Source organism: Pseudomonas sp. ACM7 (genome assembly GCF_004136015.1).
GTDB classification, from domain to species: domain Bacteria; phylum Pseudomonadota; class Gammaproteobacteria; order Pseudomonadales; family Pseudomonadaceae; genus Aquipseudomonas; species Aquipseudomonas frigoris.
Genome location: NZ_CP024866.1, coordinates 2,074,398 through 2,095,633 on the forward strand (window position 1 = coordinate 2,074,398; position 21,236 = coordinate 2,095,633).

At 59.5% G+C, this 21,236-nt stretch carries 20 protein-coding genes and 1 riboswitch; of the genes, 6 read left to right on the top strand and 14 right to left on the bottom strand.

What is annotated here, in order from left to right:
* Positions 1 to 4: 4 nt before the first annotated feature.
* The 7 genes from CUN63_RS09815 to CUN63_RS09845 all read right to left on the bottom strand — a co-directional run bounded on the left by CUN63_RS09815 (position 5) and on the right by CUN63_RS09845 (position 6,431).
* The gene (locus CUN63_RS09815; RefSeq protein WP_129439024.1) at positions 5 to 529 is read right to left on the bottom strand and encodes a TIGR02281 family clan AA aspartic protease; all 525 of its coding nucleotides are present in this window, start codon (positions 527 to 529) and stop codon (positions 5 to 7) included.
* A complete protein-coding gene (locus tag CUN63_RS09820; protein ID WP_129439026.1) occupies positions 526 to 1,515 on the bottom strand; it encodes an esterase-like activity of phytase family protein in 990 nt (329 codons plus the stop codon). Before CUN63_RS09820 ends, CUN63_RS09815 begins: the two co-directional genes overlap by 4 nt.
* Positions 1,515 to 3,419 carry a DNA topoisomerase IV subunit B gene (gene parE, locus CUN63_RS09825; RefSeq protein WP_046045699.1) on the bottom strand — a complete coding sequence of 635 codons (1,905 nt, stop codon included), beginning with the start codon at positions 3,417 to 3,419 and terminating at the stop codon, positions 1,515 to 1,517. The genes CUN63_RS09820 and parE overlap by 1 nt, the downstream gene beginning before the upstream one ends.
* 54 nt (positions 3,420 to 3,473) lie before the next feature.
* Entirely contained in the window at positions 3,474 to 4,082 is a 609-nt protein-coding gene (locus CUN63_RS09830; RefSeq protein WP_129439028.1) for a YqiA/YcfP family alpha/beta fold hydrolase, read from the bottom strand.
* Positions 4,083 to 4,296: 214 nt separating this feature from the next.
* Positions 4,297 to 5,112, bottom strand: a complete 816-nt coding sequence (gene cpdA / locus CUN63_RS09835; RefSeq protein WP_129439030.1) for a 3',5'-cyclic-AMP phosphodiesterase — start codon at positions 5,110 to 5,112, stop codon at positions 4,297 to 4,299.
* A gap of 258 nt (positions 5,113 to 5,370) precedes the next feature.
* Complete coding sequence (locus CUN63_RS09840; protein ID WP_008153350.1) at positions 5,371 to 5,823, bottom strand: DUF1249 domain-containing protein; 453 nt, start codon at positions 5,821 to 5,823, stop codon at positions 5,371 to 5,373.
* A complete protein-coding gene (locus CUN63_RS09845; RefSeq protein ID WP_129439032.1) occupies positions 5,814 to 6,431 on the bottom strand; it encodes an NUDIX domain-containing protein in 618 nt (205 codons plus the stop codon). Before CUN63_RS09845 ends, CUN63_RS09840 begins: the two co-directional genes overlap by 10 nt.
* 228 nt (positions 6,432 to 6,659) lie before the next feature.
* Between CUN63_RS09845 and CUN63_RS09850 the strand changes: the two genes are divergently transcribed.
* Positions 6,660 to 7,406 (top strand): RsiV family protein, encoded by a 747-nt coding sequence (locus CUN63_RS09850; protein WP_129439034.1) that lies wholly within the window; start codon positions 6,660 to 6,662, stop codon positions 7,404 to 7,406.
* Here CUN63_RS09850 and cytX read toward each other — a convergent pair.
* Entirely contained in the window at positions 7,375 to 8,667 is a 1,293-nt protein-coding gene (cytX, locus tag CUN63_RS09855; RefSeq protein ID WP_129439036.1) for a putative hydroxymethylpyrimidine transporter CytX, read from the bottom strand. The two genes, CUN63_RS09850 and cytX, sit on opposite strands and share 32 nt — an antisense overlap.
* A 160-nt stretch (positions 8,668 to 8,827) precedes the next feature.
* A complete protein-coding gene (gene thiC / locus CUN63_RS09860; RefSeq protein ID WP_046056450.1) occupies positions 8,828 to 10,717 on the bottom strand; it encodes a phosphomethylpyrimidine synthase ThiC in 1,890 nt (629 codons plus the stop codon).
* Between the two features lie 163 nt (positions 10,718 to 10,880).
* Positions 10,881 to 10,986, bottom strand: a riboswitch (TPP riboswitch).
* Between the two features lie 191 nt (positions 10,987 to 11,177).
* Between thiC and CUN63_RS09865 the strand changes: the two genes are divergently transcribed.
* Positions 11,178 to 12,611, top strand: coding sequence for a TolC family outer membrane protein (locus tag CUN63_RS09865; protein WP_129439038.1), 1,434 nt, complete (start codon positions 11,178 to 11,180; stop codon positions 12,609 to 12,611).
* 142 nt (positions 12,612 to 12,753) lie between these two features.
* Here the strand turns inward: CUN63_RS09865 and waaA are convergent, their stop codons facing one another.
* Positions 12,754 to 14,031: a lipid IV(A) 3-deoxy-D-manno-octulosonic acid transferase gene (gene waaA, locus CUN63_RS09870; protein WP_129439040.1), complete on the bottom strand. Its 1,278-nt coding sequence runs from the start codon at positions 14,029 to 14,031 to the stop codon at positions 12,754 to 12,756.
* 11 nt (positions 14,032 to 14,042) lie between these two features.
* Positions 14,043 to 14,945: a LysR family transcriptional regulator gene (locus tag CUN63_RS09875; protein WP_129439042.1), complete on the bottom strand. Its 903-nt coding sequence runs from the start codon at positions 14,943 to 14,945 to the stop codon at positions 14,043 to 14,045.
* 103 nt (positions 14,946 to 15,048) lie between these two features.
* On the opposite strand from CUN63_RS09875, the gene CUN63_RS09880 reads away from it, so the two are divergent.
* From CUN63_RS09880 to CUN63_RS09895, 4 genes are all read left to right on the top strand, one after another.
* On the top strand, positions 15,049 to 15,381 hold the full coding sequence (locus tag CUN63_RS09880) for a multidrug efflux SMR transporter (RefSeq protein ID WP_008027887.1): 333 nt from the start codon (positions 15,049 to 15,051) through the stop codon (positions 15,379 to 15,381).
* Between the two features lie 202 nt (positions 15,382 to 15,583).
* Positions 15,584 to 16,759, top strand: coding sequence for an FAD-binding oxidoreductase (locus CUN63_RS09885; protein ID WP_129439044.1), 1,176 nt, complete (start codon positions 15,584 to 15,586; stop codon positions 16,757 to 16,759).
* Positions 16,756 to 17,568, top strand: a complete 813-nt coding sequence (locus CUN63_RS09890; RefSeq protein WP_129439046.1) for an aldo/keto reductase — start codon at positions 16,756 to 16,758, stop codon at positions 17,566 to 17,568. The genes CUN63_RS09885 and CUN63_RS09890 overlap by 4 nt, the downstream gene beginning before the upstream one ends.
* Positions 17,569 to 17,600: 32 nt before the next feature.
* The gene (locus tag CUN63_RS09895) at positions 17,601 to 18,557 is read left to right on the top strand and encodes a metal ABC transporter ATPase (protein ID WP_129439048.1); all 957 of its coding nucleotides are present in this window, start codon (positions 17,601 to 17,603) and stop codon (positions 18,555 to 18,557) included.
* A gap of 34 nt (positions 18,558 to 18,591) precedes the next feature.
* On the opposite strand, the gene CUN63_RS09900 is transcribed toward CUN63_RS09895, so the two are convergent.
* The 3 genes from CUN63_RS09900 to CUN63_RS09910 all read right to left on the bottom strand — a co-directional run bounded on the left by CUN63_RS09900 (position 18,592) and on the right by CUN63_RS09910 (position 21,151).
* The gene (locus CUN63_RS09900) at positions 18,592 to 19,398 is read right to left on the bottom strand and encodes a hypothetical protein (protein WP_129439050.1); all 807 of its coding nucleotides are present in this window, start codon (positions 19,396 to 19,398) and stop codon (positions 18,592 to 18,594) included.
* A 70-nt stretch (positions 19,399 to 19,468) separates the two neighbouring features.
* Positions 19,469 to 20,176, bottom strand: coding sequence for a hypothetical protein (locus CUN63_RS09905; RefSeq protein WP_129439052.1), 708 nt, complete (start codon positions 20,174 to 20,176; stop codon positions 19,469 to 19,471).
* Entirely contained in the window at positions 20,177 to 21,151 is a 975-nt protein-coding gene (locus tag CUN63_RS09910) for a glycosyltransferase (RefSeq protein WP_129439054.1), read from the bottom strand.
* Positions 21,152 to 21,236 lie beyond the last annotated feature (85 nt).

Genomic DNA, 21,236 nt, shown 5'->3' on the forward strand with positions numbered 1-21,236 from the left:
GGCCTCATCGGTTCGTTGTCTGGCGCAGCAGCATGGTGCCACCGCGCTGGGTAAATTCAAGTTTGTTCAGCGCGCTCATTCCGAGCAGCACTTGATGGCCATCCAGGCCTGGCACGACGAGGGCGCGCACATCACGCAGCACAATGTCACCCAGTTGCAGCCGGTCGATGCGGGTTCGGTAACCCTGGGTGCGACCGTTGGCTGTGCTCAGGGTCACCCCGAAGCCTTTTTCCAGCTTTAGCCGTTCGGCCATTTCCGCCGGGATCGACACGTCGGTCGCCCCGGTATCGAGCATGAAATCCACTGGCTGGCCGTTGATCTGGCCGCTGGCGACGAAGTGACCCTGTGTGTTGCTGGCCAGTTTCACTTCGATAAAACCTTCGCCCTGCTCAGAGCTGACGACAGTGTTGGGGTTCTGCTGACGCGCCTCCCACTGACCGAAAAACCGCGTCGCCAGAAACAGCGCCGCGCACCAGGCCAGCACCATAAATACCCGACCGGCGCGTTTTCCCGGCGTTTGCTGGCTCACGGCTTGGCGCTCCAGCCGCCTTCAGGCGCGGCAAAGCGCCAGACGATCGGACGTTCCTCGCCATCGGCGCGGGCATCGTTGTTGTTGTCGGTGCCAATCCACGCGCCTTCGGCGTCAACAATCAATGCTTCGGTCAGGCCGTAAGGATTTGAATAGCGGCGATGCGCCTGCAAGGCTTCATTGGCAAACGACCAGCAGCGCTCGACCTTGGCCGTCACCGAATCACGGCGGCAGATCTGGTAAGCGTTGCGCTCAAGGGTAAACAGCTTGCCGTTGAACAGCGACAGGTCGGCAAAGTCTCGGGACACTGCTTTGGCTCGGGGAAACTGCGCCGGCTGCATTTCTTTCCCGGCTTCGCTCAGCAACACACAGCCACCATCGCAATCCCATACCGTTTGTTTGCGTTTGATCAGCAACAATCCACGACTTTGACGCTCGGCGGCGAGCCACAATTGATCACCCGCCGGATTGATCGCCAAGCCCTCGAACAACGCATTGAAGTGCAGCAGCATGCCGCTGGCCCGGGCTTCGCGAATCAGAATCGGCGAGATCTTCAGCCATGACGATGGCCCAACGGGTGGCACTTGCAGAATCGCAGCATGGGATTCGCTGACGATGTAGCGATTACCGGCGCTGTCGCAGGTGATGCCTTCAAAATCCAGATCCCCGCCACGAACAAACGACGCCACCCAGGTTCGCGAACGCAAGCCCCAGGGCAAACCGCTGTCTGGCACCGGTGGTACGCCGATGCCCACGGTTTCGGCTTGCCATACCTTGTCGCGGGTATCGAGCCGGTAAATCTGATCGTCGTCGCGATCCGACACCGTCCACATATCCTTGCCACACTGGGCCAGCCCGGACAGGTTGCCGCCGCGCATACCGTCAACGGGATGCTCGGACAACAGGCGCAACTGCGGCACCGGTTCGGCAAACACCGAAACCGAGGTCAGAAATAACGCACACGCCAGGGCAAAGCCAACCCGCATCAGCCAAGAACCTCGGCCAGGTTGCCTTTGGATTCCAACCAGGATTTGCGGTCACCGGCGCGTTTCTTCGCCAGCAGCATGTCCATCATTTCCGAGGTCGCTTCGAAATCGTCCAGCGTCAGCTGCACCAGACGCCGAGTGTTCGGGTCCATGGTGGTTTCGCGCAGCTGCGGCGGGTTCATTTCACCCAGACCTTTGAATCGTGTGACCTGCGGCTTGCCGCGTTTCTTCTCGGCCACCAGACGATCGAGGATGCCATCGCGTTCGGCTTCGTCCAGGGCGTAGTAAATCTCTTTACCCAGGTCGATACGGTACAACGGCGGCATCGCGACGTAGACGTGACCGGCATCCACCAACGGGCGGAAATGCTGGACGAACAACGCGCACAGCAACGTGGCGATGTGCAGACCGTCGGAGTCGGCGTCGGCGAGGATGCAGATCTTGCCGTAACGCAACTGAGCGATGTCCGCCGAGCCCGGATCGACACCGATGGCCACGGCGATGTTGTGCACTTCCTGGCTGGCCAGCACTTCGCTGCCGTCGACTTCCCAGGTGTTCAGAATCTTGCCGCGCAACGGCAGGATCGCTTGAAATTCTTTATCCCGTGCCTGCTTGGCCGAACCGCCGGCGGAATCACCTTCCACCAGGAACAGCTCGGAACGCATCGGGTCTTGCCCGGCGCAGTCGGCGAGTTTGCCCGGCAATGCCGGCCCGGCGGTGATGCGCTTGCGCTCGACCTTTTTGCTGGCCTTGAGGCGACGGCCGGCGTTGTTGATCGCCAGTTCCGCCAGCAGCATGCCGGTTTCCGGGTTGGCGTTGAGCCACAGGCTGAAGGCATCTTTGACCACACCGGAAACGAATGCAGCCGCTTCACGGGACGACAGGCGCTCTTTGGTCTGGCCGGAGAATTGCGGCTCCTGCATCTTCATCGACAGCACGAAAGCGATACGTTCCCAGACGTCTTCCGGCGCCAGTTTCACGCCACGAGGCAGCAGGCTGCGGAATTCGCAGAATTCGCGCATGGCATCGAGCAAGCCCTGACGCAGACCGTTGACGTGGGTACCGCCCTGCGCCGTCGGGATCAGGTTGACGTAGCTTTCCTGCACGCTGTCGCCACCTTCCGGCAACCACAGCAGGGCCCAATCGACCGCTTCTTTGTTACCGGCCAGGCTGCCGCAGAACGGCTCGTCCGGCAGGCGTTCGAATCCGTTGACCGCGTCCACCAGGTAGGAGCGCAGGCCGTCTTCGTAATGCCATTCGACTTTCTCGCCGGTGGCCTTGTCTTCAAAACTGACCAGCAGCCCCGGGCACAGAACGGCCTTGGCCTTGAGCACGTGCTTGAGTCGGCTGATGGAGAATTTCGGCGAGTCGAAGTATTTCGGGTCCGGCGCGAAGAATACGCTGGTACCCGTGTTGCGCTTGCCGACGGTACCAATGATTTCCAGCTCGGTTTTCTTGTAACCGTCGGCGAAGGTCATCTGGTATTCGTTGCCGTCACGCTTGACGCGTACCCGGACTTCGTTCGACAAGGCGTTGACCACGGAAATACCCACCCCGTGCAGACCGCCGGAGAACTGGTAGTTCTTGTTGGAAAACTTGCCGCCCGCGTGGAGCTTGGTGAGGATCAGCTCGACGCCCGACACGCCTTCTTCGGCGTGGATATCCACCGGCATGCCGCGGCCGTCATCGCTGACTTCCAGGGAGTGATCGGCGTGCAGGATGACCTGCACCGAGGTCGCGTGCCCGGCCAAGGCTTCGTCGACGCTGTTGTCGATGACTTCCTGGGCGAGGTGGTTCGGCCGACTGGTGTCGGTGTACATGCCGGGGCGTTTGCGCACCGGGTCGAGGCCCGAGAGGACTTCGATGGCGTCTGCGTTATAAGAGCTAGCGCTGGGAGTGGCCATGGGGTCTCGTCGTCCGCCTGAAAAAAGAGTGTTCTGTGAAAAAGAGGCGATGGTTCACAGTGCTGTGAAATCAATCGCCTGATACAAATCTGCGCCGATGCTGGCAAAGCTCAACATTGCCGGAAGTTGCGCGGCAAAACCCTGGAAACTATGGTCGCCGCCGGCCTGGATGCGCAAGGCACAGGCCCGGTAGTACTGCTGGGCGAGGCGATAGTCCAGCGTTTCGTCGCCGGTCTGCAACCACACCTGATACCGCTGCGGGTCCTGGGGCGCCGGCACTTCCAGCTCGGCCAGGGCCGTCACGTGGTCGTGGGTCAACTCCCAGGCCTCATCGGTATACAGGTTTTTCTGCGTCCCCAGATACCCGTCGAACATCCGGTGCGGACTGACGGCAGGGTTGATCAACAGGGCCTTGAGGCCATGGCGCTCGGCCAAGTGAGTCGCATAGTAGCCGCCGAGTGAGCTGCCGACCAGCAGTGGCCGCCCAAGCTCCTCAATCGCCTTGTTTAGCTGACCGATGGCCTCACGCGGATGGTGATGCAAGGCCGGGACGCGCAACTGATCGCTCAAGCCCAGACGTTCCATCACATTGATCAACTGACAGGCCTTTTTGGAGGCAGGCGCGCTGTTGAAACCGTGGATATATAGGATCGAACCGGACATTTGAGCTCCCTGTGCGTCGGGTAAAGAGGCGCAGTTTACAGGGAGTCGAGTGGATCGGGGATATCCTCGGAATTCAAGGCGCCTGCACTGACGCCTTCGCGAGCAAGCCCGCTCCCACATTGGATCTCGGGTGCTCACAAATCTTATGTACGCTGCAGATCTCCTGTGGGAGCGGGCTTGCTCGCGAAGGCCGCACTTCGGTCTTTCTGAGTGATCAGTAGCCGTTCGAGCCGTAATCAACCTGAAAATCGAACCCGGTAACGCGTTCTACGCCGGTTTCGAGCTGGCCATCCGGCAACAGCCGCAACCAGCGGTACCCCGGCGCCTGGTCACTCACCTTGAAATCATCACTGCCCGGCTCGAACTGAATACACGTCGAAGGCGAAGCAATCAATCGCACGCCATTGCGATCCTGATCAATTTCCTGATGCACATGCCCCCACAAAACAGCTCGCACCTGCGGAAACCGATCCAGCACGGCAAACAAAGCGTCTGGATTGCGCAATCCAATGGGCTCCATCCACGCACAGCCAATCGACACCGGATGATGGTGAAAGCACACCAGATGATGGCGCTCCGGCGCCTCACTCAACGAACGGGCCAGCAACTGTAGCTGCTCATCTTGCAAATACCCCGGCACCGACCCCGGTACGGCCGAATCAAGCAACGTGACGCGCCAGTTACCGACATCCACCACCGGCTCCAGCAACGCGCTCTGCACGGCAGCCTCCGCCATGATCCGCGGCTCATCATGATTACCGGGAATCCAGCGCGCCGGCGCATCGAGCTGTCGCGTCAGGTCGCGAAACTGCTGATAGGACTCCAGCGTCCCGTCCTGAGAAAGATCGCCACTGGCAATAATCAGGTCGATCTGCGGCTGCTGAAGCCGCACCAGCTCGATGACTTTTTGCAGGCTGTCCCGGGTATTCATGCCCAACAACGTCCCGTCCGTCTCGGCAAACAGATGACTGTCGGAAAGTTGCACCAGCAACGCCGAATCGGCGGTGGTCAAAATGGATACGCTCGGCAAGGCGTTCTCCCAGGGCTGAATCACGGGATGGATGAGTGCCGCAATTATGCTGGGGGACGATCAAAAGGGGAAACCTGTGAACCTGACGCAGTTCACACCTAGCGCCCTATCTCCCAAATATGCTCTTTTTTTGGCGAGTGGTCATTGTCGTCAGGCAAGGCGCCGCGACGACTCATAGCTAGCTATGGGGAGGAGCGGCAACGCAGCATGGCGACAATGAACACCGCCAAAAATGAGCATATTTGGGAGATAGGGCGCTCAACGCACAACGGCGTACTCGTGCCCGCAGGCCAGGCAATGGCTCAGCCATTCGCCCAGAAACATATTCAGCTGGGCCTTTTCGTCCGGCTGATGCATTGAGGCGTTCGGGTAAGGATAGATGCCGCGAAAACGTCGCGCATGTTCGGCGCTGACGACTTCGGCCATGCACGCGTCGTGATAGACCTGGACTTCCAGTTGCGGCACCGGCAGCCACGGCAGGCTGTGTTCCTGGCGCACTTGCAGGGTTGTGGTGTATGGGCAGACCTGCAGCACTTCGAGGGCCAGCACGCCGAGCATCTGGTCGCCGTGGGTCACGGCAATGCGCCGCGCCTCAGGCTCGTTGCGCATGTCCGGTAGCAGTCGCATCAGGCGCGCGTAGTTGGCCTCGCAGGAGGCTTGCAGCCCCACAAGGTCGACCCGATAGCGATCGCGCAGTTTGTTTACGACCATAACCCCCTCACTTCAGCGCGGTTCAAAGCTAGCCATTGCAAGGCAATGATGCTGGCCGCGTTGGCAATTCGTCCGTCGCGTACGGCCTGCAGGGCATCTTCGAACGCCCAGACCGTGACGCGGATATCTTCTGCTTCTTCCTCCAGCCCATGCAGGCCGCCGACGCCGGTGCTGTCGCAACGCCCCAGGTACAAATGCACGAATTCATTGCTACCGCCCGGCGATGGAAAGTATTTGGTCATCGGCCAGAGCGCCCCGAACACAAGCCCAGCTTCCTCCTGCCCTTCGCGGTGAGCAACTTCTTCCGGCACTTCTTCCTTGTCGATCAGACCGGCGACCAGTTCGATCAGCCATGGATTGTCAGTCTTGCCCATGGCGCCGACACGGAACTGCTCGATCAACACCACTTCATCGCGCAGCGGATCGTAAGGCAGTACGCACACCGCATCGTGGCGAACGAACACTTCACGATTGATCTCGCGACTCATGCCACCGGCAAACAATTCGTGACGCAAGTGCACACGATCGAGCTTGTAGAAACCCTCGTAGCACTTTTCGCGCCGGACGATATCAACGGCTGTCGGAATGGCGTTGGCAAAATCAGTCATGACAATCCTCTTTACTGCAAATCCGTTACGAGGCTCCTTTTTGTTACTTGCAACCTCGACTTCGCGCCATCCTAACGCGCCCGTGACCTTTGATGCAGCCCCTTTCCAGTCAGCGGGATAGACGGTGAGGGTGAAACCAACTCTAATTAGCTTAGTGGCGAACTGACTGCTTCGTTGAGAGTCGAAGCGGATAACTTTTTGCCTTTCCCTGTTTTATGAAGGACGCCCATGTCGCTTTTTAAAATCGCCTCCGCGGCCGCAATCGCCCTGACCCTGGGCGCCTGCCAGAGTTTGTTCCAACCCAACTACCGGACGCCGCTGGAAACCACCCGCGATGCTTCCGAACAGCTGAAACCGGGTTGCACAACACCTGACTGCCCGCTGGTGAACATCGATACGCTGCGCTTCCCGGCCGAACCGCAGTTGGACGGCATCGTCGAAAAACGCCTGCTGCAAATGACCCGCACTTCGCCCGACGCCCCGGTGGCGCCGACGCTGGCAGCGTATCGCGAGCAATTTTTGAGCAGTGCTGGCCCGCGTAACAGCAGTTACCTGCAAGCCAAGGTACGTGAGCAGCATGACGGCTTGGTGATCGTTGAATTTTCCAGCTACCTGGACACCGGCGGCGCCCATGGCACACCGGGCCGCAGCTTCATCAACTATTCGCGCCAGCAACACAAAGTGCTGACGCTGTCGGACATGTTGGTGCCGGGGCAGGAAGAGGCGTTCTGGAAAGCCGCGCAGGTGGCGCACAACAGTTGGCTGATCAGCACCAAGCTCGACCAGGAGCCAGAGTTCGTGAAGAGCTGGCCCTTCGTCAAAACCCAGAACGTGGCGCTGACGTACGGCGGGGTGATCCTCAAGTACGAAGTGAGCACCATCGCGCCTTACGCGCTGGGTCACGTCGAACTGAAGATCCCTTACCCTCGCCTGAACGGCATTATCAAACCCGAGCTGTTTCCTGGCCGTAACTGAAGGCCCGACCCAGCACGAGTTGCAGCAGCCCTGCCAGAATCAGTGACGGCAGGGTTGCGCCGATGTCCGGATACAGATTAGCCAGCAAATGATAGGTGCTCACCCCGCCCAACCAGGCGAGCAGCGCCGGCCAGCGCAACGCGGCTGACGCCACGCGAGCACCGCGTTTGCGCAGGATGAAGTGATCCACCAGCACCACGCCGAACAGCGGCGCAAACACCGAACCGATCAACAGCAGGAAGTTTTGGTACTGGGCCAATGGCGCCAGACACGCGATCAGTGTGCAGATCACGCCGATGGCCAAGGCCAGATGCTCGACTTTCAAGCGCAGCAAAATCCCGCTGGAAACGGCTGCCGAGTGAATGTCGGCGAAGGCATTTTCCGACTCGTCCAACAGGATCAGCAGCAGCGGAATCCCGAGGCCAGCACCAGCCAATGCCAACAGCAAGGCATTCACTTCACCGCTCGGCGCGAACGCCAGGGTGTAGGCCACGCCGAGGCTCATCAGCCAGAAGTTACCGATAAAGAAGCCCAGCGCCGTACCGCCAAACACGTTTTTCGCACGCTTGCCGAAACGCGAGTAGTCGGCAATCAGTGGCAGCCAGGACAGCGGCATGGCGATGGCAATGTCGAAGCCCACGGCGAACGACATCGAACCGTCACCGGCCTGCGCCCATAATGCGGCCAGATCGGCTTTGGCGAACAGGTTCCAGGTCAGCCAAATGCACGCGGCCAGCAACAGCCAGATGCCCCATTTGCGCAGGATCTGCCGCACAAATGTCAGCGGACCACTGACGGCCAGCAAAGTCGCCAAACCACCAAAGAACACGGTCCACAGCAGCGGATTCGACAGCAGACTGCCTTCGCTGAAGGCACGCGCGCCGAGCAGGCTGGCAGCGTCGCGCATGACGATGATTTCAAACGAGCCCCAACCGATCAGTTGCAGCAGGTTCAGCACCGCCGGCAGGCTCGCACCTTTTGCACCGAGGCTGAGTTTGAGCGCGGTCATCGATGACAGGCCGGTGTCGCTGCCGATCACGCCGACCGCGGCCAGCAGCAGAACGCCGACCAGCGTGCCGAGAAAGATCGCCAGCAACGAACCGGACAGGCCCAGACCTGGTGCGAGCAAAGCGCCGGTCTGCAGGACCATCAGGCCGATGCCGAGGGAGAACCACAGGGAAAACAGATCGCGGCCGCCGAAGACACGTTTGTCTTTGGGCACCGCGATATCAGGGGAATAAGTGCTGGGTTGAATGCTCAAGGGTGTTATCTCAGAGGGATAAGTGTGTCATTGAGATACTCGGTGCCTGGTCTGCCGTCTTCGCGAGCAAGCCCGCTCCCACAGGAGGAATGCATTCCAAATGTGGGAGCGGGCTTGCTCGCGAAGACGGCAGCACAGGCGCCGTCAATCACAGGTCAGATCAAACCTTCTTGTACAGCTGACTGCCTTCCTGTTTGAACCGCTCGGCCTGGTCCGCCAATCCCTGGGCGACTTCGGCGTCGACGGTTTCGATGCGCTGGTTGGCCGCGTATTCGCGAACTTCCTGAGTGATCTTCATCGAACAGAATTTCGGCCCGCACATGGAGCAGAAGTGCGCGACCTTGGCCGAATCCTTCGGCAGGGTCTCATCGTGATACGAACGAGCGGTGTCCGGATCAAGGCCCAGGTTGAACTGGTCTTCCCAACGAAATTCGAAACGCGCCTTGCTCAAGGCATTGTCGCGGATCTGTGCGCCCGGGTGCCCTTTTGCCAGATCGGCGGCATGCGCGGCGATCTTGTAGGTGATGATCCCGGTCTTCACGTCATCCTTGTTCGGCAGGCCCAAGTGTTCCTTCGGCGTCACGTAGCAGAGCATGGCGCAACCGAACCAGCCGATCATCGCCGCACCGATACCCGAGGTGATGTGGTCGTAGCCTGGCGCGATGTCAGTGGTCAGCGGGCCGAGGGTGTAGAACGGCGCCTCGTCGCAGCATTCCAGCTGCTTGTCCATGTTCTCTTTGATCAACTGCATCGGCACGTGGCCCGGGCCTTCGATCATGCATTGCACGTCGTGCTTCCAGGCGATTTTGGTCAGTTCGCCGAGGGTTTCCAGCTCACCGAATTGTGCAGCGTCGTTGGCGTCGGCAATCGAGCCCGGACGCAGGCCATCGCCCAGCGAGAAGCTGACGTCGTAGGCCTTCATGATTTCGCAGATGTCTTCGAAATGGGTGTAGAGGAAGTTCTCTTTGTGGTGCGCCAGACACCACTTGGCCATGATCGAACCGCCACGAGAAACGATGCCCGTCACGCGTTTGGCGGTCAGCGGCACGTAGCGCAACAGCACGCCGGCGTGGATGGTGAAGTAATCGACACCCTGCTCGGCCTGTTCGATCAGCGTGTCGCGGAACAGCTCCCAGGTCAGGTCTTCGGCAGCGCCGCCGACTTTTTCCAGGGCCTGATAAATCGGCACAGTACCGATCGGCACCGGCGAGTTACGGATGATCCACTCGCGGGTTTCGTGAATGTGTTTGCCGGTGGACAGGTCCATGACCGTGTCCGAACCCCAGCGAATGCCCCAGGTCAGTTTCGCCACTTCTTCTTCGATGGACGAACCCAAAGCGCTGTTGCCGATGTTGCCGTTGATCTTCACCAGGAAGTTACGGCCGATGATCATCGGTTCCAGTTCGGTGTGGTTGATGTTGGCCGGAATGATCGCGCGACCTCGGGCGATCTCTTCACGGACGAATTCGGGGGTGATGATTTTCGGCACGCTGGCACCGAAACTGTGGCCGGCGTGTTGCTGGTCCAGCAGGCCAGCGGCGCGCGCCACTTCAAGCTTCATGTTTTCGCGGATGGCGACGTATTCCATCTCGGCGGTGATGATGCCTTTGCGGGCGTAGTGCATCTGGCTGACGTTGGCACCGGCCTTGGCCCGGCGCGGGTTGTTCACGTGAGCGAAACGCAGCTTGGTCAGCTCCGCATCGGCGAGGCGTTCCTGGCCGAAGTTGGAACTCAGACCCGGCAGGCGCTCGGTATCGCCACGGGATTCGATCCACGGCGATCGCACATCGGCCAGGCCTTTGCGCACGTCGATGATGACGTTGGGGTCGGTGTACGGGCCCGAGGTGTCATACACAACGACAGGCGCGTTGATCTCACCGCCGAAATCGGTCGGGGTCACATCAAGACTGATTTCGCGCATCGGCACGAGGATGTCCGGGCGAGAGCCCTGAACATAGATTTTTTGCGAGCGGGTAAACGGCTGAACCGATTGCTGATCGACTTGGGCCGAATCACTCAGGTTCGTAGTGTTTTTTAGTTTTATGGTCATCACGGGCTCTCCAAACACATCCAGGCAGTGGATTTTTGTCGGAGCGAACCTGTAATCGAATGGACGCACGGGCGCTGGGAAAACCAGCAGTGCTGTGCTCAGTGCTCGAGGGGTGTTCGATTGTCGAACAACATCCCGGACGAAGCACAAGAGGACTCGCCGGGTGACGAGAAATCTTGTTCCCTACGCAGGCGCTAACCTGATCAGGTTCAACGGGATCCGAAATTATTCGATCTCAGCCTCACAGCAAGGCACCCCGACAAGAACCCGGCCAGTCTAGACACAACTGGCAAAGAACGCCAACACCGCGGTAAACACCATGATGAATGGCGTAATTACAGGATTGTTGCCATGCGGATGCCCAACTACACTCGCAACCCATACCCCGCCTTGACGCTGTGCGGGCTGCGCCGTACCTTTGGCGCTCAAATTATCAGCGTAATTTTTTAGGGATCGCCTCATGCTGCGCAAACTCTCACTGGCCCTTGCCGTGTCTTGTGCGTCTAACGGAATGGCCTGGGCAGCAGAAGCGCCCTTATCGACCAAGAACGATCTGGTCAGCGTCTACCAGGAAGCGGTGGACAATAACGCCGACCTTGCTGCCGCCATCGCTCAATATGGCGCCCAGAAAGAAGTCGTGCCCCAGGCCCGCGCCGGGCTGCTGCCCAATCTCTCGGGCGGCGCTGAACTAGCCGCCGTGCGCACCGCGATCGATCAGCCATCGGCGACTGCCAACCGTAACGCTCATTCCTATCAAGCGACCCTGGCTCAACCGCTGTTCCGTGCTGATCGCTGGTTCCAGTTCCAGGCCGCCAAAGACGTTAACGAACAGGCTGCGTTGCAGCTCTCGGCAACCCAGCAAAACCTGATCCTGCAAACTGCCGTCAGCTACTTCGATGTCTTGCGAACCCAGGACAACCTGGCGTCAACCAAGGCCGAAGAAGCCGCGTTCAAACGCCAGCTCGATCAGTCCAACGAACGCTTCGACGTCGGACTCTCGGACAAAACTGATGTGCTGCAATCGCAAGCCAGCTACGACACTGCACGAGCCAACCGAATCGTCGCGCAGCGCCAGGTAGATGATGCGTTCGAAGCCCTGATCACCCTGACCAACCGTCAGTACAACTCGATCTGGGGCATTTCCCATACCTTGCCGATCCTGCCGCCAGCACCGAATGACGCCAAGGCCTGGGTCGATACGGCAGCCAAACAGAACCTCAATCTGCTCGCGAGCAACTACGCCGTCAGCGCCGCCGAAGAAACCCTCAAGCAGCGCAAGGCCGGCCACGCGCCCACCGTGGATGCCGTGGCGAAATACGAGAAGGGTGACAACGATGCCTTGGGCTTCAGCAACCCGAACGCCTTCGGCCAGCCATACAGTGGCAACGTCGAGCAAACGACCGTGGGCCTGCAGCTGAACATCCCGATCTATAGCGGCGGGCTGATCAACTCCCAGGTGCGCCAATCGTACGCACAACTGGATCAGTCCGAGCAGCAACGCGAATCCCTGCGCCGGCAAGTGGTGGAAAGCACCCGCAACCTGCATCGCGCGGTGAACACCGACGTCGAGCAGGTGCAGGCGCGCAAGCAGTCGATCATCTCCAACCAAAGCGCCGTGGAAGCGACCGAAATCGGTTATCAGGTGGGCACACGAAACATCGTCGACGTACTGGATGCGCAGCGTCAGCTGTACACCTCGGTGCGCAACTACAACAACACTCGCTACGACTACATCCTCGACAACCTGCGTTTGAAACAGGCCGCGGGTACCTTGAACCCGGGGGATTTGCAGGACCTGGCGCGTTACCTCAAGGCTGATTACAACCCGGATAAAGACTTCCTGCCGCCGGATCTGGCCAAGGCTGCGGCGGAACAGCTCAAAGCCAGACCGTAAAAAGCGAAAGATCGCAGCCTCGTTTCACTCGACAGCTCCTACAGGATGAATACGAATCCCGTGTAGGAGCTGTCGAGTGAAACGAGGCTGCGATCTTTTTACTCTCAAGCGATGCGGTCTAGCGGTCTAGCGGTCTAGCGGTCTAGCGGTCGATCAACCGCCCCAACCCATCCAGCAACCGCTGCAACGCGCCCTGATTGGTGCGCATCACCTTCAACCCCGCCTCCGCCATCCGCTGCGCATCCCGTGGCAACTCGAACAGCCGCTGCACCGCCAGCGCCAGACCTTCGGCATCCTCCACTTCCTGCAACGCCTCGGCACTGCGCAGTTGCGCGGCGATTTCGAGGAAGTTAAACAGGTGCGGTCCGCTCAACACCGGTTTGGCCAGAGCCGCCGGTTCCAGCAGGTTATGCCCGCCGTTCGGCACCAGACTGCCCCCAACAAAAGCGCTATCAGCCAAGGCATACAGAAACAGCAACTCACCCATGGTGTCGCCCAGCAGTACCGACGTACCGGCGGTGACGGGTTCGCCAGTGGAACGACGGACCGTGGCGAAACCCTGCTGCCGACACAACTCGAACACCGGGTTGAAACGCTCTGGATGGCGCGGCACCAGAATCAGCAACGCATCGGGATGATTGGCCAGCAATTGACGATGAGCCGCCAGCACCACCTCGTCTTCGCCTTCATGCGTACTGGCCGCGATCCACACCGGGCGCTCCTGGGTTTGCCATTGCGCACGCAACTCGGCGGCACGCTGAAGCAGTGCCGGGTCGATAGTCAGATCAAACTTGATAGAGCCAGTCACTTCCACGGTTTGCGAACGCGCACCCAAATCGCGGAAGCGCTGGGCCTCGGCCTCGGTCTGCACCGCGAACAGGCTCATCTCGGCGAGCATCGGCTGGGTCAGTTTGCCGAAGCGGCCATAGCCCTTGGCAGAACGTTCGGACAGTCGAGCGTTCGCCAGGGCCACGGGAATCCCGCGCTTGGCGCACTGATGGATATGGTTCGGCCAGAGTTCGGTCTCCATGATCACCGCCAGTTTCGGCTGGACCCGATCAAGGAATCGCTTCGCTGCGCAAGGCAAGTCGTAAGGCAAATAGCAGTGCTGGATGCGCGGCTCATTGGCGAACAGCGCGTGGATGCGCTCCGAACCGGTCGGGGTCATGCAGGTCACGGTAATGGGCAACTGTGGATAACGTTGCAGCAAGGCGCGAATCATCGGCGCCGCGGCAATGCTTTCGCCCACCGACACCGCGTGCACCCAGATGCCGCCCGTTTTCATCGCCGGTAACCCGACGGAGAAACGTTCGCCAACGCGTTTGGCGTACGCTGGCGCCTTGCGCGCCCGCAGCCAAAGCCGAATCGCTACCAATGGCAGCCCCAGGTAAAACAGCGCGGTGTAGAGAGTTCTATTCATGGCGGCGGAGTTTATCGGCTTTTTTCACCGATCGTCTGCAAGTGCACGGCAAAACGTTCGGCCAACCAACGAGCTGCCGGACCCAGAGGTTCATCGCGGCGCCAGACCAGCTCCACCACCAGCGCTGGCGGGGTCCATTCGCTGACCAGTTCGACCATCAGATCCTGATACGCCGGGTACTGCACCACGTGGCGCGGTAGCCAGGCCCAGCCGAGTCCGCGCACCAGCCATTCAGCCATCACGTAAAAACTGTCGGCCCGCCAGACTTGCGGGCTGGCGGGCTCGCTTCCGGGATAAACGCTGGACTGTGTAGACATCAGCAGCTGTCGATGCTGCGCCAGTTGCTGACAGTCGACCTGAGCCTGTTTCGCCAGTGGGTGGCCGACGCCGCACACCGTGACCATTTCGACGCTGCCCAACACCCGCCGCTCGAGCGCTTCAGGAATCTGGTCGTGATAAAACAGCAGCCCCAGATCGGCCCGACGCTCCACCAGTTTGCGCGCAACATCGCCCTGGGCGGCGCTGGTCAGCTGCACTTCAAGGCTGGGAAATTGCTGAGCCAGGGCTTCGAAGCTTTCGATAATCGGTTGATAGGGCATCGCCTCATCCTGAGCCACACGCAAACGCGCCTCCTGGCCGCGCATCATGGCCAGCGCCCGACCGTTAAGGCGTTCGCATTGGCGCAGCACTTCCCGCGCCTCGTCCAGCAATGCGCTGCCGGCCTCGGTGAGTTTCGGCTGGCGGCCGCTGCTACGGTCGAACAGGCTGACGCCCAGGTCCTCTTCCAGCAGCGCAATCGAACTGCTGACCGCCGACTGCGCCTTGCGCTGATCCCGCGCCACCGCGGAAAACGAACGCTGCTCCGCGACGCTGACAAACAAGCGCAGCTGCTCCAGATTCCATTGCGTATTCATGGCTCAACCCATCTTCAGAACAGATAGGTAATGACTTTACCGCATCTGGAGAATCTCTAAAATGCCGACCTCAGAAAGCAACACTTCACACGAGGATGCACCTATGACCGCTTACTACTACCTGGCCATTGCCATCTGCGCCGAAGTGATCGCCACCGTTTCGATGAAAGCGGTCAAAGGTTTCAGCACGCCACTGCCGCTGATTCTGGTTATTGTCGGCTACGGCATTGCCTTCTGGATGCTCACGCTGGTGGTGCGCAGCGTTCCGGTGGGCGTGGCTTACGCGGTGTGGGCCGGTATGGGAATCGTGATGGTCAGCGTCGCGGCGCTGTTTATCTACGGGCAGAAACTGGATGTGCCGGCAATGCTGGGGATGGCGTTGATTGTGCTCGGCGTTGTCGTCATTCAGCTGTTCTCCAAAACCGCCGGCCACTAACACCCGAAACACAATCCCACTGTGGGAGCGGGCTTGCTCGCGAAAGCGGTGTGTCAGGCAACGCTGATGCCGACTGATACGGCCTCTTCGCGAGCAAGCCCGCTCCCACAGTTTTTTTGCATCCAGCCGATTGTTCACCAACAAATCCCCTCTTCGTCGAGTCTGTATACTGCGCCCTCGTCTTGAACACTGAGGTCGCTGCATGCCATCCGTTATTTCCACCGACGTTCTGATTGTCGGCGCTGGTGTCGCCGGCCTCTGGCTGAATGCGCGCCTGCGCCGCCAGGGTTTTTCGACCGTGCTGGTGGAAAGTGCCAGCCTCGGTGGCGGGCAAAGCGTGAAATCCCAAGGCATCATCCATGGCGGCGCCAAGTACGCATTGCATGGCGCCCTGACCGGTGCCTCGGAAGCCATCGCCGACATGCCGCGTCGCTGGCGTGAAGCCTTGGCCGGTGACGGCGAACTGGATCTGACCGGCGTGCGCCTGCTGTCCGAAGCCCATTACCTCTGGTCCCCCGGCACGATCGCTGGCAACCTCACCAGTTTCTTCGCTAGCAAAGCGGTGCGCGGCCGTGTCGATCAGGTCAAGGGCGATCAACTGCCGCCAGCCCTGCAAGACAAGCGCTTCAAGGGCAAGGTCTATCGCCTGGCGGAACTGGTGATCGACGTGCCGAGCCTGATCCAGCGCCTGGCCGATCTGGCGGGTGATGGTTTGCTCGCCGGCCAAAAAATCGAACCGTTGCTGGAAGGTGGCGCTTTGGTCGGCCTCAAAGTCGACGAGCGCGAAATCCGCGCCCAACGCATCGTATTGAGCGCCGGCGCCGGTACGACAGCGCTGCTCGAAGCGCTGGGGCTGAGTCAGCCCGCCATGCAACGCCGGCCACTGCACATGATCATCGCCAAAGGTCCGGGCCTCAAACCACTGTATGCGCACTGCCTGGGCGGCGGCACCAAGCCGCGCATTACCGTGACGACCCATCCGGCCGCCGATGGTCAATGGGTCTGGTATCTGGGCGGTGATATCGCCGAAGCCGAGGGTGTTGCCCGTACCCCAGCCGAGCAAATCGCCACGGCGCAGAAAGAACTCGGCCAGCTGCTGCCATGGATCGACCTGAGCACAGCACAATGGGCCACTCTTCGAGTGGATCGCGCCGAGCCACTGCAATCGGGACTGACCCGTCCTGACAATGCATTCCTTGCCGAAGAAGGCCGGCTGCTGGTCGGTTGGCCAACCAAACTGGCGCTGGCTCCGGACTTTGCTGATCGCGTCATCGCGTCCTTGCAGCGCGACGGCATCCAGCCAAGCAATTCTGCCCCGCTGCCCGACCTGCCAAAACCGCCGATGGGCATCCCTGCCTGGGAGCAACTGCTGCCATGAGCCAACCCACTTTGCACGATCTGCATCGCCCGCTGGGCAGCACCGGCCTGCTGGTTTCGCCACTGGGCCTGGGCACGGTAAAACTCGGCCGCGACCAAGGCGTGAAATATCCCAACGGTTTTCAGATTCCCGATGACGACGAAGCGCGCATGCTGCTCAAACTCGCGCGCGACATGGGCATCAACCTGATCGACACTGCCCCGGCCTACGGCCGCAGCGAAGAACGCCTCGGTCCATTGCTGCGGGGTCAGCGTCAGGATTGGGTGATCGTCAGCAAGGTCGGCGAAGAGTTTGCCGACGGCCAGTCCCGTCACGACTTCAGCGCCGCTCATACCCGGCTGTCGGTGGAACGTAGTCTGCAACGGCTGGAAACGGACTTCATCGATCTGGTGCTGGTGCACTCCGACGGCAACGACCTGGCGATCCTCAACGACAGCGAAGTCTATGCGACCCTCGCGGCGTTGAAGACTGAAGGCAAGATTCGCGGCTTCGGTTTTTCCGGCAAAACCGTCGAAGGTGGTTTGAAGGCTCTGGAACAAGGTGATTGCGCGATGGTCACCTACAATCTGAACGAGCAGAACGAGAAGCCGGTCATTGACTATGCTGCTGCCCACGGCAAAGCCATTCTGGTCAAAAAAGCCCTCGCCAGCGGCCACGTATGCCTGAGTCCGGGTGTGGACCCTGTTCGCGCCAGCTTCGAGTTGTTGTTTGAACATCCGGGTGTTGCCAGTGCTATTGTCGGGACCATTAATCCGCTGCACCTCGCCCACAACGTCGCGACCGTTGCCCAGGTCCTACGTAGAAACTGATGCCGCCCACGCGGCCTTAAGCAGGAGCCGACATGCCGCGTACGCTCATAAGAAAGAACCCGAGCAACTTCAAGACCCTGCCGTTATTCGTCGAAGCGACTCCCGAAGGCCTGAGTTATCAAAGCGTCGGGATGCCGCTCAATTTCTCCCAGACGCTGCAACGTCGCCGCCCGGTGACGGTAGCCGACACACAGCGGTTTTCGCTTGAGTTGGCCAACCTCGGGGTTTCGGTGCGCCTGACCCTGCATTGGCAGAATCGCGATTACTGGGTGTTGGTGCGTCAACGTCGGCAAGACCGCGGCGACGTGGTGCTCAAACTGATCTCCGGTTACGTGCCCGCCCATGAGCTGAACCTGCCGCTGCACACCGCGATTCAGGAAATTGCCGAAGAGTGCCTGCTGGAAACCCCGGAAGGCTGGCTCGGCGGGCGTTTCAACGACACTTGGCTGCCGGCGCCCTACTCGTCCGCGCTGCATTATCGCGAAGCCCTGCCGTTTCGCCTGACGCCGCTGTCCGGCTCGGCGCGGCCGGTGCGTTGCGCCAAGATGCAGCTGATCGAACGCCCGCGGGCTTACGTGCATTTACCGACGGCCTCGCTGCAATTGATCTATGACCTGCGCCTGGACGTGCCCAAGGAGGCCAAATCCCTGAGCCTGTTCCATGTCGACGAACGACTGGAAGGCGATCAACTGGTGGCCCGGCTCGATCGAAAACGTCCTGATCTGTATCTGATGCCGCTTGAAGATGGTGTGCCTTTTCCCGAGCTCTATACCCTCAAGCGTGACCAGTTGTTGCCGGCCAGCACCCGAGGACTGTACCTGGCGGAAAGCTTTGCCACCCAGGAAGGTTGGGTGGTCCGTGAAGAACGTATTCGCTGGAAAGACTGGGTCGCACAACAGGGGCTAGGGGTGCCAAAAACTCAACGACAAGGACTGATTAAACTCGGCGCCAAGGCACTGCAACTAGTGCGATTGGTACGAAGACGCTAGCGCACGATGAGCTGACGTCCTATCCCCCTTCGGCCTAATCTGATCGCCGCTTGTCCATGAGAGTACGTAACCGCGCAAACAGGTGGAAGTAGCGATTCTCTCGCTTGCCCATGCCTCGCTTGGGAGAGAACGACTCATCAGCGAATGCACTGGTGATACGAACACGCGAAGCCGTGGTGTCCATGGTGCAAACTTTGGTTCCGGCCTGTTGCAGTACGTATTTGAGCAGCCGCTCGGAATGCAGCTTTCTTCCCGTCGCCTTACAAAAATCGAAGATGTGCTCGATCCTTTTGCCATAGGCCTGGTAAGCATCACGCCCACAGATGGCAAACCGATCGTTCAGCCCTCCCCACCACTGCCAATCGGGAATGTAGACATTCAGCCGCCTGGTTTCAGGGTGCTTGAACACATAAGCGGGAAGCGGTGTGTGATAGAAGTTATCGGGGCGCACGAAGACGACGAAATCAGGATTGAAGGACCCCATCATGGCCGTGACAGTGTGCAGCGAATTGAGCTGATAGATCAGGTTCCTGAGGGACACGTGCTCATCAGCCCAAGTATCGCCTTGTGCTTTCACTCGCTCGAAGTCCCAGCGGTCCAGAACGCCTTCCGTCGAGGCAAGCACGCCGGTCATGGACTGGAAGACCTCGTAGTTGTCCGCGCTCAACTCACCTGTTTCACCTGAACGCGAGTTCTGGATTTCGTCGATTTTATAGAGATGGTAGAAGTACTTTACGTTGCTGTCCGCAGGGAGCTGCGCAAGCACGTTTTCTTGAATGGACGGAAAGCAGATTTCCGAATTTCTTGGAATACCAAAAAACGCCACCGCAACATTTAACACTTAACTGCTCCCTGGAAAATAATCGACCTCTTCACGGCGCCATATTGGTATCCGTGCCGCACCTGATCATTCATTTGCGACGAAACACCACTTGCCACCAACGCCGACGCCGCAAAGGTACGAGGATGACATCTGACTTGAGCAGCCAGTCTCGCTCATAGTCCCAGGCGTGACCGCCCCAGAACTTTCCTGCTTCGTTGGAAAACCCCAGCGTCATTAGCTGGTAGGTGTAACCGGCATGGCTGCGCAGCCAGTCAAACAACACCAGCGCATTGAAACCCGTGGAAGGTCCGACGTAACGTTTGCCCCCCGGCCGGTCGACCGGGTAATTCCACAGCGGCGGCAGCGGAATGCGCTCCCAATAAAGCGCCACGCGCGGTAAAGCACACATCGCTGCAGTGCTGCCCACCAGCATCGTGAAACAACGGGCGTCGGGGCATTCGAACAGTTGCTGCACTTGCGGCCCATAGGGAAGGCCGAAAAAGTAAGCGTCCGGCGCATTAAAACCATGCACGAACACATTGACGCTCTGCGGGCACAGTAGTGCAGATTTCACACAGCTATTGAAGCTGACAACCACGTCATCGGTGCCGATATTCAGCGCCTGGAAATCGGCCGTCGTGATCGCCGGATTATTGGCCACCAACACCACGCGGACCGCGTTGCGCAAGCACTCTTTCAGCTCCGGCGGCAGTCCATCGATGACAGACTGATGACCGCCAGGCATCGTATCCAGCGCCATCTTCTCGCTGGCTTGCGGCTGTTGAGAATCGGCCATTTACCCTGGAACCTTCATCCCGTGGCGTAACTTGACCCACAGGCGAATGAACGCTGAAGGCGGTTGCCAAGGACGCATTTCACGCTGTATTTCAGCGGCGAGGGCACATCCCACACGAGCGAAGGAATACTGGTTCTCCGCGAACGCCTGCCCATTGCTGGCGATGCGAGACGCCAACTCGGGATCACTTTCCAACAGCTTGAGTTTTTCCACGGCTTCATCTTCGGAGCGGTAGAACACAGTGTTGTGCATATCCTGGAAACCCAGCAGCCCGTCTTCTTCACCCTGACTCCAGGCCAGCAGGACACAGCCACACGCCATGGCTTCGAAGTTCTTGATCATGAATTCGCCCATGCCGATATCGGCACTGACAAAAATCTTGATGCGATTAAGTGTTTCCAGATATTCGGCGCCGGACTTGGTCCGGGTCACCAGCATGCCGGTCCGCCGAGCCAAGGATTCAAGGACCGCCTTGCGCTGCGCATATTCGGTACTTTTCAGACTGCCCAGAAAGCCGATAGGAATGTCGCGAGTACCGCCGACATTGCGCAGCATTTGTTCGTCATATCCCTTGGACACGAACACCGCGTCAATATTTTCAGCTTGCATCCGACGCGCGACAACAGCGCCCGACACCAGCACACGAGCGCTGGGAAGACGGCTGTACAGGCGCGAATAGACACGCCGGTACTTACTGCCGGGCATGTAGTTCTGATAGGCGTCATGCTCAAGAAAGATCAGCCTGGGAATACACTTCAGCACACTGAGTTGAGTGACGAGGCGCTTTACCCTCGAGAAAATCACGACTCGGTCAAAATCCTGATAATTGACCGAGGCGAGAAACGGACCGAGATTCATCTGTTGCAGTTTGCTTAGGCGATAGACAACGCAATCAGTGCAATTCTGCTGCACGATTTCATACAGGCGATCCAATATGACGCGCTGCTCGTCCATCACCAAGAGCATGACTTTCATAAATTAGTGTACCAAGAGACAAAAACAGGTGATCGGATCGGGTATGTACTGGGCAATAGGTACGGGCGCTGGCGTATAGCCAAGC